Here is a 16828-nt window from a genome sequence, read left to right on the forward strand (position 1 = left end):
TTTTGCCAATTATGACCATAGTGAATATTCCATGAGCACACTATTGCTAATTACTTCCTCTCCTACGTCGATTATGGCTTGGCATGCTTTTGGTCTAGCTCAAGCGCTTCAAAATAAGGATGAAGAAGTTCGTGTCTTCTTTTACCAAGATGGTGTTCTGGTTGCGAATGACTTACAGTGGTTTCCCGATGATCAACGCAACTTAAAACAAGAATGGCAAAAGCTTGGCATCCGACTCCCTGTCTGTGTCAGTGCTGCCCTTGCTCGGGGTATCACTGATGCGGACAATGCAAAACGTCATTCACTTCAACATCACAACTTAGCCAATGGCTTTGAACTTGTGGGTCTCGGAGAACTTGCTGACGCAGTACAAAGCTGTTCTCGTTTAATTCAATTTTAATTAAAGTTCTTTACTAGAGTGTTGCTTTGAAAAGGTAAATTGTGTGAAATCTGTACTCGTCATTCTAACTCAACCTAACTTAACAAGTTTGCAAATCAATGAAAGCTTGTCCGCTACTATGGTTTTAGCAACCTTTGGTATTTCTGTCAAAGTATTATTAAAATGTGCAGCAATTAACTTATTGGATAATAAATTAGAATTTGATCAACTTTTACACGAGTTTAAAATTGCATCCAACTTGGTTGAAAGTTTTGAGTTCTATGATTTAACCCCAATTTTAATTGAATCAAAAAATCAAGAACTTAACGCTGTTAAAAATACAGAACAGGAAATTGAATTTGTTGATCTCTGTCCTGAATTTACTCAATCATTTGATCATATAATGTACTGGTAAGGCCACTCCATGCAAGCAACAACACTGTTCCTCGTGCAATCTAATGCTGATCAAATTTGGTCGGATTTAATTAAAATGGCACAATCTGATGACTATATTGTGATTATGGGTAATGCGGCAATTCAAATACCGAGCGCGATTACAGCAACTTATTACAACATTTATTGTTTAACAAATGAGCACAACTTACTTGATGATGAAATTAAATCTCGGATTCAAGCGATCGATTATGCACAATTTGCGGATTTAACTCTAAAATTCAAACGTTGCGTTTCTTTGAAATAAGACATCTTCAATTCATTTTAAATTTGTTAGGCTATTTTATGCAGTTAGAGTTAGACCAAGACGGCCATTTAGTTGATTACACCATTTGGAATCAAGACGTTGCACAAGAATTAGCGAAGTCTTTAGATTTGCAGTTAACCGACTGGCATTTTGAGATTCTTTATGCAGTACGCCAGTTTTATCAGCAATTTGGACATTCACCCGCAACACGTCCGCTGATTAAGTTTTTAATGAAAACCGTCAGTCCTGAAATTGATAATGCAGCATTGCAGCAGAAATTTAATACAGGTTTAGTCGCTCGACATTTAAGTCGTTTAGCTGGCGTACCTAAACCTGCAAATTGTTTATAATTTTTTATTTAGGCAAATTTCTTGGCACAAGCAACACAGGCAATTACTGCAATCGTGACGCCAAACATGGTTGGACTTACTTGTTCATGTAATAAGACTGCAGCAATCGCCAAACCAAAGATCGGTTGCAATAGCTGGAGTTGCCCAACAGTTGCAATCCCACCTTGTGCCAAGCCCTTATACCAAAAGAAAAAACCAATCAGCATACTAAATAAAGACACATAGGCCAGACCAAGTTTTGCCGATGTTGAAATTTGTGCAAAGCTCACAGGCATATACAGATATGAAATGAGTAGCATGATCGGCAATGTAATAATCAATGCCCAGCAAATCACCTGCCAACCTCCCAAATGTTTAGAGAGTTTTCCGCCTTCGGCATAACCAAAACCACAGAATATAATTGCCAATAACATGAAAATATCACCATAGTTAAAGGCCCAACTCCCTGTTTGGACTAACATATACCCAAAAACCAGTGAAGCACCTAAAACTGCGAATAACCAAAATACGAAATTCGGTCTTTCTCCACCTCGTAGCACACCAAAAATAGCAGTCGCCAAAGGCAATAAGCCTACAAAGACAATCGTATGTGCAGCACTGACATATTGAAGTGCTAATGCTGTAAATAACGGAAAGCCAACTACAACCCCAATCGCAACATAAAATAATGGCAACCAATCTTTTCGTGTTGGTAATTGCTGACGTGATAATAAAATCAAGGCCAAACCAAGAAGACCCGCGATTGCGGCACGAGCAGCAGTTAAAAAGGTAGGGCTAAAATCCATAACCGCAACGCGTGTGGCTGGTAGTGAACCGGCAAAAATAATCACACCGATCAGACCATTCATCCAACCACTACTGAAAGTTTTCATTTAAATTCTCCAAATCTATATGAAGAATTTAAACTGTGATATGGTTTAAGCACCATACACAGTACAGTACAATTCTAAATAACTGTATTGGCTTACTAACCCATACAGTTTAAAGATAGATCGAGATGAAAAGTACAAAAATTGATTTCGTGATCCAGCACATTCAGGAACAAATCAAGACCCGTTCATTGCTGCCAGGTTCACGTCTCCCCTCGGTACGAGCTTTAGCAGGTGTTCTCCATTTATCAGTTTCAACCATTGTTGAGGCCTATGAACGTCTTGCCTCTCAAGGGATTATTGAAGCCAAAACAGGTTCGGGCTTTTTTGTTGCAGGACCACTTGCACCTTTGTCTATCTCTGAAATCCACCCAAAGATTGATCGAAGTATTGATCCACTCTGGATTTCTAGACAAGCCTTGGAAGCAAAGCCAGATGTTTTAAAACCAGGATGTGGTTGGTTACCTGATGACTGGATGCCACACGAAAATATCCGCAAAGCCATCCGTAAAGTATCCAAAGCTCATGCTAGCATTTTGACTGATTATGCAACGCCTTTAGGCCTAGCACCTTTACGTGAATTACTTTCAAGAAGAATCTTGAGCAAAGGCATTGAAGCGCGTCCAAATCAGATCTTATTGACAGATTCAGGTACGCAGGCAATCGATTTAATTTGTCGTTATTTTCTCAAGCCGAATGATGTGGTTCTGGTTGATGATCCCTGTTATTTCAACTTTCATGCCCTACTCAAAGTTCATCAGATTCAAATCATCGGTGTGCCTTATACGCCGACTGGACCTGATCTTGAAGCATTTTCGCAGGCGATCCAAAACTACAATCCACGCCTCTACATTACCAACTCAGGCATTCATAATCCAACAGGTGCTGTGTTAACGGCATCAACGGCTTATCAGGTGTTAAAACTGGTTGAGCAATCTAATTTGATTGTCATTGAAGATGATATTTTTGCAGATTTAGAGCTGCATACCGCCCCTCGTCTCGCAGCTTTGGATGGCTTGTCTCGTGTCATTCATATCGGCAGTTTTTCAAAAACTTTATCTGGCTCAGTTCGTACAGGATATATTGCAACTAAAACGGAATGGATTGAGGATTTAACTGATATCAAAATCGCGACTTGCTTTGGAGGGAGTAATTTATCTTCAGAAATTTTGTATACAGCATTAACTGATGGAAATTATCGTAAATATCTTGAAGAATTGAAGGTTCGTTTGTCTAAAGCAATGGATGCAACAATCAAACAACTTGAGAAACTAGAAATCAAAATCTGGGTTAAACCCACTGCTGGGATATTTGTATGGTGTGAATTACCACACCACTTCGATACAGCACGTATTGCACAACGCTGCTTAGACAATGGCGTGATTTTGGCTCCAGGAAATGCATTTAGCCAGAGCCAAAATTTCAAAAACTTTATTCGTTTTAATGTGGCGCAATCACTGCAACCCAAAGTTTTTGAGGTTCTATCTCATGCCATTCAACAAGAGACAGAACGACAAAATTTATAAATCAAGCACTTTGCTTTTTTTGCTCGATAAAAGCGAAATAACCAGGCCCAGCCGCGACACGAACATCTTTGGCTTGAATCGGTTCATCACATTCAGAACACACCACTTTGGGGTTGATTTTTCTGCCACAGGTTTTATGGGTAAATTCAACAGGTTTGCCCAGTCCCATATCCATCCATTTATCGGCCCACTGCACCATCGAGAGAATAATTGGATAAAGGTCTAAGCCCTTGTCTGTCAATTGATATTCAAAACGCTCTTGACGATCAACATACGGTACTTTAGTCAAAATCCCATGTTCGACCAAACGCTTTAAACGCTCTGAAAGCACATGACGTGTCAGTCCTAAACTACGCTGAAAATCATCAAAACGGCGTATACCCATAAATGCGTTACGTAAGATGAGCATTGTCCAACGATCACCCAATACTGAAAGCGTCCTCGCCACTGAACATGGCTGGTCGCCAATTTCGTCCCATTTCATTATTATCACCTAGTCATTTTTTTAAAGTTTTATTTAAAAGACATCTATGTCTTGAACCGTCATGTTTAGAAACTAAACAATATAAAATATACACTAAACCACCTTATCCATCAGATGCAATATTGGTACTTGGCTAAAAATACCAATATTCAGTCATTTTACATAAATTCATCAAAACAATTTAGTTGTAAATGAATAGCCCAGAAAGGATTTGTCCTGCTTCCAATTTCGTATTGGCTGGGATACGTACCAGACTATTTGCTTGCATTAAGTTGCTCAGCATATGCGATTGCTGCTTCGCCAAGCTTTGTAGCTTAAGCTGCCCTTGATCAAAATAAGCATGCATTCTTAAAAAACGTTCTCGTGCGTCTGACTTCAAATCATGGGTCAGTACACCACTTAACCATTGCAAAGGTTGACGTTGGTTTTGCAGAGCATCTAGCAAAGCTTTGCCATAGACTTGCATACACACATACACGGCGGCAGGATTGCCGGGTAAACCTAACAAATAGCAACGATGATCTTGCTGTGTGTATTCGGCAAAGAATAATGGCTTGCCTGGTTTTTGTTTTACCTTCCAAAAGATTTGTTCAAAACCTGTTTCAAACGCGCATGGGCGAACAAAATCATAATCGCCAACGGAAACACCACCCGTGGTTATGATCAGATTATATTGTTGTTTTAAGCGCTCAAAACACTGTGTCACTTCTGCCGCTTCATCTACAATATGTAAGATTTCTGCATCTATCCCATAGTCTTGCAACCAAGCTTTCAGTAATGGGCCATTGGCATCAAAAACTTTCCCTGCCTGCAAGTCCTCAGGGGTTTCAGCAACTTCATCCCCTGTAATGACCACAACCACTTTAGGTGATTGAAAAACATCAATGCTGTGTACACCCGCCATACTTAGTGCTGCCAGTGCACCAATATTGATTCGTTGTCCAACATCCGCCAATTGCTGACCCCGTTGCACTTCTTCACCGACAAAACGAATATCCGCTTGAGGCTGAATGTGCTCAGTCAAGCGAATGCTTTGATTGGCTTCAACGACGACAATTTCTTGTCGAGCAACATGCGTTGTGCCCTCAGGTATTTTTCCACCTGTAAAAATACGAATCGCTTGCCCATCTTTGAGCTGATAATCAGATTCACTACCTGCTTTAATTTCACCAATCACGTCAAAGACTAAATCTTGCAGATGATCCGCAGCACTATTCAATGCATAACCATCGACTGCACTTTGTGAGAAACTCGGTAGATCGACATTTGAACAGACAGCTTTGGCTAAATAGCGATTCATACTATCGGCTAAAGCCAATGTCTCAACTTTTAAAGCTTTCGGTTGGGTTTGCACCAACGCTAATGCCTCATCAATACTGATCAAACCCTTTTCAGCACCACATCCTGACATTATTCATAACCTCCCGGATGTGGTAAGTCCCGACATACATCAAAAATATGGACGAGCGCTGGTAAAATGGCAGCCATCGATTCACTCGCCCCGCCACGACTTCCCGGTAGAGTCACCAACAATGAGCGATCAATAAAGCCTGCAACACCACGCGACATAGCTGCATATGGCGTGCGCTTCTGTCCAAATGAACGTGCCGCTTCCATTAAGCCGTCGAGTTTGCGTTCTAATAGTGGTTCTAAAGTATCCACGGTGATATCGCGCTTACCAATACCAGTACCTCCGACCGTCATAATGCATGCATAAGATTTGGTCAGTTCTAACACTAAATCTTTGAGCTGATCTGCTTCATCAGGCAAAATTTGATAATGAATCGGATCAAATCCTGCTTCAGTCAAAGTCTCAACCACCGACTTACCTGCAGTATCGGGTTTACGGCCCGCTGCAACCGTATCTGACAGTACAATTACAGCCGCTGAAACAGATTGGCGTAAAGTACGTTTAAAGTGTGATTTCCCACCCTTTTTCTTCAGCAATTTACACTGATCTAAACACAGCTCTTCAGGCTCACAATGCGGTTTAAGCATGTCATATAAGGTTAAGCCCGCTAAGCTCGCAGCCGTTAGAGCTTCCATTTCCACGCCTGTTGGGCCAATGGTTTCAACTGTGGTCAGAATCACCACATGGTCGTCATGTAGATCATAATCGACATCGGCACGATAAATTGGTAATGGATGACAGAGTGGAATCAGCTCGTCCGTACGTTTAGCTGCCAAAATACCTGCGATACGTGCAGTTTTTAAAGCATCACCTTTTTCGGTATTACCGTCTCGCAATAACTGAATACAATGTGCTGGTGCATGTAAAATCGCTTGCGCTTCTGCAACACGATAACTCTCGGGTTTCATCCCAACATTTTTCATTTTAACTTCCTGACGCTTTATTCGCGTGTATGCTCATGGCTACAATTTTCATGGTGATGCTCGGGTAAATCCCTCTTTAATAAAGGGGGACTTAGGGGGATTTTCGCTTGAACATTATCGGTTTGATCTTTACGAATACAACAGCCTTCTACATATTGACTGGTGCCATCCATAAAAAATTCTTCTTTCCAGATCGGCACTTCATGTTTGACCCGCTCGACTGCCTCTTCACAGGCTTGAAAGGCTTCACGGCGGTGTGCTGCATAGGCAATCGCAATAATCGCGGTTTCACTCACATCCAAATAACCGATCCGATGCATGACACGTACATAAGAAACCTGATATTTATCTTTGATTTCCTGTTCAATTGCGCGAATCATCTTTTCTGCGACAGGTGTATAAGAGGTATATTTCAGTGCTTTAACCGCTTTTCCTTCATGGTGATTACGCACAGTTCCAATAAAAATATCAACCCCGCCGCATTCAGGAAATGATTGAATCGGATCAAAGTAATCGAGGCTTAAAGCCTGATCTTGGACGCGGGCAAATTCACGCATATTTATCCTCCCGCCACTGGCGACAACAAAACTAAAGTACAGGATCTATCTAATGCGGTTTGACGTGTCACGATATCTTCACCAATCGCACAGGCACATTTTTCCATCGCTGGGCTGGCATCTGGATAAAGATTGGTAATATGTGACAGTACATCTTTGACCATTTGATCTTTTGCAAACTCAAATGCCAGCACTTTGGGTAATAACCGTTCAATTGCGCCAAAGGCTTCTATTTTTATCTCAATGGTTTGCATATCTTCTCCAAACAACTTTCCTCACTATCCACCAAGCATGTGCATACTAATTTTACGCGCTTGTTGATGTTGTATTGCATGATAACCCTGCGCTTTCTTCCAAATATAAGGCTTAATTTTTTGATCAAGTTGATGAAATGCTAACGGCTTGAGTTCAGCTTTTTGTTTGATTACTTGTAGTAGATCGGGTTTTATATTTAAGCCTTGTCTTGCAAATAAACAATTATATAATTCACCTTGAGCCGTCAGTCGAATTCGATCACAGTCCCCACAAAATGAATGGGTAATGGTTGAAATAATACCGAGTTTATATTGGCCATCAAGCTGATAGAGGCGTGCAGGTTCATGCTGTTGTTCTAAGACCTGAATGTCATAATGCGCTGAGAGCTGCTTTAAGATTTCCGCTTCACTGACCACGGCTTGATCTGTCCAGTGCTGATCACCATCCAGCGGCATAAACTCGATAAAACGCAACGGAATATTATGCTGTTTGGCCCATTTCACCATCGGCACAATTTGGTCATCATTCTGGCCTTGCATCAATACACAATTAATTTTGAATGGCAGACCAACTTTTGTTGCGGCTTCAATACCTGCAAATACAGGGGTAAGTTCTTTTTTAGTCAGTTGTTTAAATTGAAGCGGATCAAGGCTATCCAAACTAATATTGAGATCGTCCAAACCTACCTGCTTCAATGGCTCAGCATACTTCGCCAAATAATGACCATTGGTTGTGATTGAAATACGTTTTAGCCCCAAAGCTCTTAAACTTTGCAAATCACGGATAAAATGCACCACACCTTGACGCATCAACGGTTCACCACCAGTAATACGAATATTCTCAATGCCCTGTCCAACCATGTATTGACAGAAAATAAACAATGCCTCGAAACTGAGTAGATCTTGTTTTTTCATCCATTCGGGATGTTCAGGCATACAGTAAATGCATTTGAAATTGCAACGGTCTGTCACGGAAATCCGTAACTTGCGCTTAATACGACCATACTGATCTTGAAGGATCGGTATACTCGTGTCGTCTATTTCATGCTTCATCATATGCACTCATATTGTGAATCTTTGAACTGGGTTTAGCACAAGTTCTGTGCGTCCTTGTTTTACTCATCACAGTGAATTGTTTTTATTACAGCAATAATTATTCCAGTTTTACCCTATTCGTGTTGCCGATGCTGCTTATTCATTCAAACGAGCAACTCTTTCAATCTATAAACAAAAATAGGTTTTGTCCTGAGTATTTTTGTTCAAATTACTTTGCACCATCCCACGGCATGTTTTATTTAATATGCAATAAGATGGTGCAAATATCTGATTAAATCAACTCACCGATCGTCTAAGTACTTAAGCGTTCCAATCGAACGGGTACATATTTATGATATGGCGTCTTTGACAAAGGATCACAATGCTGGGTAGAGGTCAGACGATTCAATTGCGGCCCTATTGGCTCGCCACCGCGATAACGTAAGCCATAACCATGTGGTAAAGACACCACGCCCTTGCGCATTCCTTCATCAAGTTCAACTATGACCTGAATCTTGCCATGCTCAGAAATACATTGCAGCGCATGACCTGTTTCAACGCCAAAACTCAATGCATCTTCAGGATTCATTCTCAAGCGACCTTCGGCATCAACTTTACGCCATGCAGGATCACGATAAATTTGATTGGCGTTATAACTACGGCGTTCACCCGCAAGCAAAATGAAGGGATATGCATCGTTTAAAGTCAAAGATTGCTGTTTTAACTGGGCTAACTCGATAAACATCTCAGGAATTGCCAATCGAATTTTCTTGTCTTTATAGGCAATCAAGCTCCACACATCAGCATAGTCATGTTGTGATAACACCACACCCGACCGTTGCTGCAAAATGGTCTGGAATAATTTTACCCCCAGATTAAATCGATTACCTTCGTATCCTGCTTGCTTAACCGCTTTATAGTGCTGAGCCGCATATTGCATACATAATGGAAGTAATAAGGCTGTAGAGGCGGCATCATTTGGCAAAGTCTTACCCAAGGTGCGATATACAATCGATGCCGCAAATGGAATCTGCTTCTTATTTTTCGCAAAGTTTGCACCAAGTGCAGCAAAATAAGCGAGATAAGCCGTATGTGCAGAATCCTTTTTCGCAATTTTACTTAGAATAGGAAACTGTTTCGGCATCACTTGCATAGCTTCCAGCAAACGTGTGTAGATCTCGGCTTCAGGCAGGCTATTACCTTGTGCTTTAAAAAGTGGATGGCGTAAATGAAAGCCATTCTTCGGAAATTCCAGATTAAAGCCTGTGAATTCCCACTTTTCAAATTGGCTATGCGCAGGCAACACATAATGCGCCATGCGTGCTGTTTCAGTCATGGCCACATCGACCACCACCAATAGCTCAAGTGACTGGAATGCTTGCTCATATGCTGCGGTATCAGGATAGGTCAACAAAGGATTACAGCTGTCCACAAACACCGCACGAACCCGTTTCTCGCCTGCTTTTAAGATTTCATCGGGCAATATATTCGGTGGAAAGAAACCTGAAATCGGGAACATTTTATGATGTACGGTACGGCGATATTTAGGATTACGCTCATCTGTATTACTTAGGATCGGAATAAACATGGTATGTAGATTATTAGCACCTTGTTTACCAAAATTTCCTGTGAGTAAATATAAAAGCTTTTCCAAATAACCATTTAAAGTAGTATTTAAGGTGTGTTGAATACCAAGGTCAATCCGGACACAAGCACGTTGCGCTTTAGCAAAATCACGGACAATCTGGTAAATCAGTTCAACTGGAACATCGGCTTTTTGGATATATTCTTCAATCGGAACAGCCAAGAAAGCTTGTTTAACCTGATCGAAACCATGGGTATGCTGCTGAATAAATTGCTGATCGTATAACTCTTCTTGCAGCATGATCGCGATCATAGCCGACATCAGATAAGCATCGGTACCTGGCTTTAATTGCACATGAATATCAGCTTGTTTAGCCGTTTCCGTCACGCGTGGATCAAACACCACCATGGTTCGGTTTGGATCTTTTTTGATATGTTTTAAGGTATCTCTTGCATTTGGAATGCCATGCGCCTGAAAAGGATTGGTTCCGATAAACAGCACATAATCTGCATATTCCACATCTTCGGTGGTATGACAAACTTGACTCCCAAATAGACGTCCATTCACCCAGAAATCACCTGTTTTTTCCTGCGCCAAAGAGTTGTAGGCATAGAAGCTTTTCATGGCGTAAAGCAACTGACGGCCATAGGCTGCACCCAAGTGATTGCCCTGTCCACCACCACCAACCGATGCAAATGCAGTTCCACCATGGGTATTTCGAATTTGTACAAGCTGCTCAGCAATTTCCTGAATAGCTTGATCCCAACTAATCTCTTGATAGGAACCGTCTGACTGACGTTTTAACGGAGTGGTTAAACGATCAGCATGTTGTTGATAATGCTGTAAACGTGCGGCTTTTTGACAGATATAACCTTGCGAGAAAGGATGGTCATCATCGCCTTTGATTTTCTTGAACTGATTATCTTCAATTTCTACGCTTAAGCCGCAATTACGTGAACATAAAATACAAGCGGTTACATCCTGTTTGATTGCTGTGGCAGTCGTCATTTTTCTCACCTTATTATTTTATGAATATTGACCCATTAAACAGATTTGCCCTGCCGAACCAACAACACGGACATACTTTTGCATCTGCTCAGAACTAATTTCCACTCGGTTATGTTCTGAAGGAAGTTTGACTGGTTTTAGAAATCGAATATCGATTTGCTGTATTGTTTCAGGCAACAATTCAAAGCTACGCGCAAACACACCAAAGCCATGCAGCACTTTTTGACCAAAGTTTGATAGTTTGGCTAATGGTGTAATCCAATGAATCGGATTAAAGTCGCCTGTTAATAAGGCAAATTTCAAACCATCATCTGCTGTCGCAGACCATTCACCTAAATGCTGCCAAGTTTTATGGTCAGCTATTTCTGTACGTTTAGTTTTCTCAAAATGCGGCAGAATAAATGCCATATGCAGCACTGTTTCGACTAATTCGGGTTGTGTAATCGTACCTGTAGTAATTTGCACAGAAACGCGCGCCAATCCATTACGTTCATCTACATTGGCAATCTTGGCTTGGATGAGCAGCTTTTGATCTCGTGGAAGCTTGCCATGAACCTTGAGACTTACGCCTTGATTGATGACTTGACTCAATGGATAGTTGGTTTGTAACAGCAAACGTGTTGCAAATGACAATCCCCATTGCGACACCATATGCGGTGGAATTGAAGTTTGATATTTACTCGGCTCAGCACCACTCCAACGTACATAGTGGTCTATCAATTCAAGGCTTGGTGGGTCAATCACTTCATTCATCGATGCTAATGACTGCCAGTCAACTGGAGCAATCTTTGTTTTTTTAAGACTACGTAAGCCTATTTTTCCAAGCCCTGTTAAAGTTGCCTGATGTTCAAATAAAAATTGCAATGGAATCTGTTGGTAACGAATCGCAAACATATGAAACTCCTGTTCCTTTTATTTTTCTCAGTTCTCAAACCATAGTTGGGTTAATTCTAGTCCTGATTAGACAAGCCTGATATGGTCAAAAATCAATTAAGTTCCAAAATAGAACTCATTTTAATAAAGGTCAAGCACATTGGTCAGAAATTAATAATAAATAATCGTTCGATACTACAATTTATTTTCCTAAACATTGATATGGAGTAGCATCTCATAAGCCACTGTTTTTTCATTTTCAATTATATTTTTATTTACTTTAAATTCATGTTTTTTATAAAAATTTACTGCCGTTAAAGTAGATTCCAAACATATCATATGAATATTATTCTTTTTGCAATATTCAATCAGATGCTTCAGAAGCTTTTCACCAACGCCCTGATTTTGGAACACTGGCAATATATAATTTAGAAATAAGTTCCCATGCCTAGACATACATATAAATCCAACCACTTTTCCTGAAAAACAGTATAAAAAACAAATATTATTTTTAATCCATTCGCTTACATTCTCTTCTGTTTTATTTTCTAACCAATCATGAATAATCGTGGTATCACCCTCATGATCAAGCGTGCACGATAAAATACTTTCTTTTATAACATTAAGAACTTCAAGTGAATGTTCAGCTTTAGCAGGTATAATCACTATTCACCCTCTTACTATCCTATCTATAATAAGATGTATGACTTTGACGAAATACATGAACAATACAACACCAAAAGTAAAGTTTTCTAGGCTGTACAAACCAACCTCAATTTAAACTTTTTGAGCACCTGTATGCAATCAGATCAAATCCAAAACCTTGTTACACACTATCCTATTGTTAAAGACCTGATTGAACTTAAAGAGACAATCTGGTTTAACCCGTCATTCACCATGCTTGAGCAAGGCTTGCCCTATGTTGGGTTGACGCAAGCTGATATTGATGATGCTCGTGACCGTTTACAGCGTTTTGCACCCTACCTTATGGCTGTTTTTCCAGAAACCCTTGCAGCTCAAGGCATCATTGAGTCTGAGCTAATTGATATCCCCAATATGCAGCAATCGCTTGAAATGCACTTCGAGCAAAAAATTGCAGGCAAACTATGGTTGAAAAAAGACAGTCATCTCCCTATTTCGGGATCAATTAAGGCGCGAGGTGGTATCTATGAGGTACTTTATCGAGCCGAGCAGCTTGCGCTACAAGCCAATTTGCTCGCTCTTGACGATGATTATACCAAACTGAATAGCCCAGAATTTAGAGCGTTTTTTAGCCAATACAGTATCGCAGTCGGCTCTACAGGCAATCTTGGCCTCTCGATTGGCATCATGAGTGCAAAGTTAGGCTTTGATGTGACCGTGCATATGTCAGCCGATGCACGACAATGGAAGAAAGACAAGTTGCGTGCTCATGGTGTAACCGTGATTGAGTACGAACAAGACTATGGTGTTGCAGTAGAAGCAGGCCGAAAAGCAGCATTAGAAAATCCAAATTGTTTTTTTATTGATGATGAAAATTCCAAAACATTATTCTTAGGTTATGCCGTTGCAGGTGAACGTTTAAAGAAACAGTTAGATCAACAGCGTATTGTTGTGGATCAAGCACATCCTTTATTTGTTTATTTGCCTTGTGGTGTCGGTGGCGGGCCTGGTGGCGTTGCATTTGGTCTAAAAATGGCATTTGGCGATCATGTACATTGTATCTTTGCCGAACCCACTCATTCCCCATGTATGTTACTTGGCGTATCAACTGGTTTACATGATGAAATTTCAGTTCAGGATATTGGCATTGACAATATTACGGCGGCAGATGGTCTCGCTGTAGGACGTGCTTCGGGCTTTGTTGGTCGTGCCATGCAACGATTATTAGATGGTTTTTATACATTGGATGACCCAACCATGTATCGCTTGCTCGGAATGCTCAACCAGTCTGAAAATCTGAAACTTGAGCCTTCTGCACTCGCAGGTATGCTGGGGCCAGTTTTAGTTAGCAAACATCAAGATTACAAGGATCTACATCAATTTACTGAACAGCAGTTACAGCAAGCGAATCATATTGTGTGGGGAACAGGTGGCGGGATGGTTCCCGCAGAAGAAATGCAAAATTATCTAGCACAAGCTTAAAGCCCTTTACTTAGGCTCAAACGGCGCGACAAAAGCCACGCTGTTTGAATACTTATATGATTTACTTAAACGAGTTAAAAACTATATTTAAAGGCAAGTGATATAAAGTCTCTGTCATCAATGGTACTAAAGTCATTTGAACCAAAAAAGTTCTGATAGATAAATTCTGCTGAATATTTTTGTTGAAAGTTAGCAAATACTGCGGCAGCCAGACTCATTTGCCCTTGCTGAAAATTTTGGCTATATCCAGATATATCATGGCGGAAAGTTAAACTGGGTGTAATCACCGTTGCTGGTAAAAGACCTTGATAACTTAGAGCAGCACGTAGCCGATAACCATATGACCATTCACTAAAAAAACCGGCTTTATTGCAATAACGCTCATTCAAACGATCAACAGCATCATTCGGAAGGTTTGCTGTGCCATACGGCGTACACTTAAACTCACCTGTTTCTGAATCATAAGCGCCTGTTGATAATTCACTGCGCCCAAAAACCCCAACTCGGCCAAAGCGATGATTGCCAATATTAGCGATATGATTCACAGCGAATTCAGCACCCCAAGACAAACCATCTGCTTTTAAAATGCCTGCAATGCTATCAGTGGCGCCAATGGAGAATTGTGTGACTGGCAAACGGACATATCCTTGCAGATACTCGCCAAAATCAGCAGCAACACCCGCAGGTTTAAGTGGTGTTTCTTTTGAGAGCACCTGAGCATAGACAATATCTGTTCCATTCAACTGTAAGGGTTGATTAGGTTTATAACTCAACTCACTGAACAGCTGGGTTGTGCCTACCTTTCCACTCAGGCTTAGACCGTACATTTTGATATTTTCAGGATAAATAGAGAAAAACCGTGCCGTTTTAAAGTTCTCAATGCCAGTTGCAGTCACGGCGGTCCCATCGAAGTTTGCATTACGATGATGATAATTGGCGAAATAAACACCTAATTCAGCTTGATTCAGGCTCGATAAATTTCGCTTTAGCGCAATACCATATTGCCCACTGTCTTTTGCATAATGACTGGCTGAGCGAGGGATATAGGTTTGTGCCTTGGCGGCAGTTTCTGTTAATTTATCACCCGGTGTCACCGTTAACATAATCGGGCCACAATTTTCCGGAACAAAATCCGAAATCGCAAAAAAGGTCCCGCAACCATCCACCACAGAAGGTCTAAACTTGAATTGATAGAATCCTTCTAATTTTAAGTTTGGTTGAATCGCGGCTTCAAAAGACAACATCTCGACCGGAATTGTCCGTTCTTTGGCTTCATTGGCAGGTCGATTGATGGCTGCAAAATCAAAGGCGCTGACCGAGTTGAGACCATTTTGGAAAAATTGGGATTTCCCCCAATTCAAGCGATGTTTACCCAATTTCAGGTTGAGAGACTGCTTGGAATCAAATTCGATATTTTTCCAGAGATAGGCATCCCATAACTCAATTCCTTTAAACTTCACTAAGTTTGGCCATTCAGAATCATCGAAAGGTTTTAAATCACCTTGCCCAGTTTCATAGGCATGGTCATACCAATACTTGGCACTCAACACTGCACCTTGTTGTGCTCCGTTTAAACTAAATTCGGTTAAACCTTTAACGATTTGTGAAATGGCATCCCCGCGATCAAAGTTGGCACGTCCATCATCACCGTTAATATCTACACTCATGCCATTCTTGCCAATATGATTGGCATCGGGTTTATATAACAATGCGGCTGATGGCGCTTGGGTACTCCAACTTGCCCCCAGCGCAATCGTGCTATTGCTCTCTAAACCCCAGTCTTTATTGATTTTATAACTGACCGCTGAAGCATCTGAAAGTGAACACAGCAGTCCCAACAGCACTGTTGTTTGAGCGAGGACACGAGCAATTATTTGTTCATTTGAATGTTTAACATGACAAACCATACCATCTCCATATCGATATGATGTAAGAATAATTAACACCTGACCCATTCAGCAAAATGCAATCATTTCAGGTCGTTCTATTTTTGTTTTAAGCAACTGGGCTCAAACCCTGCCTTCCGATGGGTCTTTATGCTTCAAGGCGTGTCGTACTTAAATGCGAAATCAAAGAAATCTAGCCAAACATGGCTCGGCATAAGACAATGTTTTAGGTTGGTTTGTAGCAAGATTAATTATGCAATCAGGCTCGGTTGATCGACCTTGCAATCCAATTGCTGAATCAATTGTTCTGCCTGAGGCCACGGACCAAACCCAGATACAGGATTGAGATGCCCGACAGCACCTAGATTAATCAATACACTGCCCCATGTTTTCGCCATTGCCGCCACGGCATTAAAATGCGCTAGTGGATCATTGACACTAGCAGCCACAATACTTGGAAATGGCAGCACTTGATTAGGCAATGGTGACCATCCTGCTTGTCTGAGCATTTTGGGTGAAGGATAATGTTCTGGCCAAACGTCATTCAAGTCAGGTGGTGTCACCAGCAATGCCCCTTGAATAGCGTGTTGATATCGCGCGGCCCAATGTATCGCCATCAGTACCCCTGCGCTATGCGCCACCAGAATCACTGGACCTTGTATTTTTTCCAGTTCAGCCTGTATCGCAGCAACACGTTTTGCACAGTTGAGCTTATCTTCTTGCAAAGGTGGTACTGAACGGACCTTGGCTAAGCGTGTTTCTAAAATGGTTTGCCAATGCGAAGCCACATGGTCCCGCAAACCTGGGATAATTAAAACTGTCGCCTCTGTTTGTATTTTTTCCATCTTTACACCAATCAACCCT

At 41.1% G+C, this 16828-nt stretch carries 18 protein-coding genes; 6 read left to right on the plus strand and 12 right to left on the minus strand.

Annotated features, from left to right (window positions below; all coding sequences use genetic code 11):
* Positions 1-31: 31 nt before the first annotated feature.
* The 4 genes from tusD to A7P54_RS07195 are packed head-to-tail and all read left to right on the plus strand — an operon-like array spanning position 32 to position 1429.
* Complete coding sequence (gene tusD, locus A7P54_RS07180; protein WP_171549133.1) at positions 32-400, plus strand: sulfurtransferase complex subunit TusD; 369 nt, start codon at positions 32-34, stop codon at positions 398-400.
* A gap of 43 nt (positions 401-443) precedes the next feature.
* On the plus strand, positions 444-794 hold the full coding sequence (locus A7P54_RS07185; protein ID WP_171549134.1) for a hypothetical protein: 351 nt from the start codon (positions 444-446) through the stop codon (positions 792-794).
* Positions 795-803: 9 nt separating this feature from the next.
* On the plus strand, positions 804-1079 hold the full coding sequence (locus A7P54_RS07190) for a hypothetical protein (RefSeq protein ID WP_033133054.1): 276 nt from the start codon (positions 804-806) through the stop codon (positions 1077-1079).
* A 38-nt stretch (positions 1080-1117) separates the two neighbouring features.
* The gene (locus A7P54_RS07195; RefSeq protein ID WP_004807454.1) at positions 1118-1429 is read left to right on the plus strand and encodes a TusE/DsrC/DsvC family sulfur relay protein; all 312 of its coding nucleotides are present in this window, start codon (positions 1118-1120) and stop codon (positions 1427-1429) included.
* An 8-nt stretch (positions 1430-1437) separates the two neighbouring features.
* On the opposite strand, the gene A7P54_RS07200 is transcribed toward A7P54_RS07195, so the two are convergent.
* A complete protein-coding gene (locus A7P54_RS07200; RefSeq protein WP_151716452.1) occupies positions 1438-2301 on the minus strand; it encodes a DMT family transporter in 864 nt (287 codons plus the stop codon).
* Positions 2302-2426: 125 nt separating this feature from the next.
* On the opposite strand from A7P54_RS07200, the gene A7P54_RS07205 reads away from it, so the two are divergent.
* Positions 2427-3824 carry a PLP-dependent aminotransferase family protein gene (locus tag A7P54_RS07205; RefSeq protein ID WP_171549135.1) on the plus strand — a complete coding sequence of 466 codons (1398 nt, stop codon included), beginning with the start codon at positions 2427-2429 and terminating at the stop codon, positions 3822-3824.
* A gap of 1 nt (position 3825) precedes the next feature.
* Here A7P54_RS07205 and A7P54_RS07210 read toward each other — a convergent pair whose 3' ends face one another.
* The 9 genes from A7P54_RS07210 to A7P54_RS18955 form a co-directional block, all read right to left on the minus strand.
* Positions 3826-4308 (minus strand): helix-turn-helix domain-containing protein, encoded by a 483-nt coding sequence (locus A7P54_RS07210; protein ID WP_005203362.1) that lies wholly within the window; start codon positions 4306-4308, stop codon positions 3826-3828.
* A gap of 181 nt (positions 4309-4489) precedes the next feature.
* Positions 4490-5719: a molybdopterin molybdotransferase MoeA gene (locus A7P54_RS07215; RefSeq protein WP_171549136.1), complete on the minus strand. Its 1230-nt coding sequence runs from the start codon at positions 5717-5719 to the stop codon at positions 4490-4492.
* Positions 5719-6642, minus strand: coding sequence for a bifunctional molybdenum cofactor biosynthesis protein MoaC/MoaB (gene moaCB, locus A7P54_RS07220; protein ID WP_005212116.1), 924 nt, complete (start codon positions 6640-6642; stop codon positions 5719-5721). The genes A7P54_RS07215 and moaCB overlap by 1 nt, the downstream gene beginning before the upstream one ends.
* Before the next feature lie 17 nt (positions 6643-6659).
* Positions 6660-7199: a molybdenum cofactor biosynthesis protein MoaE gene (locus tag A7P54_RS07225; protein ID WP_171549137.1), complete on the minus strand. Its 540-nt coding sequence runs from the start codon at positions 7197-7199 to the stop codon at positions 6660-6662.
* A gap of 2 nt (positions 7200-7201) precedes the next feature.
* Positions 7202-7453 carry a MoaD/ThiS family protein gene (locus A7P54_RS07230; protein ID WP_171549138.1) on the minus strand — a complete coding sequence of 84 codons (252 nt, stop codon included), beginning with the start codon at positions 7451-7453 and terminating at the stop codon, positions 7202-7204.
* Positions 7454-7477: 24 nt separating this feature from the next.
* A complete protein-coding gene (gene moaA / locus A7P54_RS07235; RefSeq protein ID WP_171549139.1) occupies positions 7478-8509 on the minus strand; it encodes a GTP 3',8-cyclase MoaA in 1032 nt (343 codons plus the stop codon).
* A 292-nt stretch (positions 8510-8801) separates the two neighbouring features.
* Complete coding sequence (locus A7P54_RS07240) at positions 8802-11081, minus strand: molybdopterin-dependent oxidoreductase (protein WP_171549140.1); 2280 nt, start codon at positions 11079-11081, stop codon at positions 8802-8804.
* Between the two features lie 18 nt (positions 11082-11099).
* Positions 11100-11975 (minus strand): MaoC/PaaZ C-terminal domain-containing protein, encoded by an 876-nt coding sequence (locus A7P54_RS07245; protein WP_171549141.1) that lies wholly within the window; start codon positions 11973-11975, stop codon positions 11100-11102.
* A 189-nt stretch (positions 11976-12164) separates the two neighbouring features.
* Positions 12165-12620, minus strand: coding sequence for a GNAT family N-acetyltransferase (locus A7P54_RS18955; RefSeq protein WP_005203350.1), 456 nt, complete (start codon positions 12618-12620; stop codon positions 12165-12167).
* A gap of 132 nt (positions 12621-12752) precedes the next feature.
* On the opposite strand from A7P54_RS18955, the gene dsdA reads away from it, so the two are divergent.
* Positions 12753-14078, plus strand: coding sequence for a D-serine ammonia-lyase (dsdA, locus tag A7P54_RS07255; protein ID WP_171549142.1), 1326 nt, complete (start codon positions 12753-12755; stop codon positions 14076-14078).
* 74 nt (positions 14079-14152) lie between these two features.
* Here dsdA and A7P54_RS07260 read toward each other — a convergent pair whose 3' ends face one another.
* On the minus strand, positions 14153-15985 hold the full coding sequence (locus A7P54_RS07260; RefSeq protein ID WP_171549143.1) for a DUF1302 domain-containing protein: 1833 nt from the start codon (positions 15983-15985) through the stop codon (positions 14153-14155).
* 230 nt (positions 15986-16215) lie between these two features.
* On the minus strand, positions 16216-16809 hold the full coding sequence (locus A7P54_RS07265) for an alpha/beta hydrolase (RefSeq protein WP_033133042.1): 594 nt from the start codon (positions 16807-16809) through the stop codon (positions 16216-16218).
* Between the last annotated feature and the right edge of the window lie 19 nt (positions 16810-16828).

Origin of the sequence: Acinetobacter sp. Ac_3412, from assembly GCF_013072675.1 — a bacterium.
Classification (GTDB): Bacteria; Pseudomonadota; Gammaproteobacteria; order Pseudomonadales; family Moraxellaceae; genus Acinetobacter; species Acinetobacter higginsii.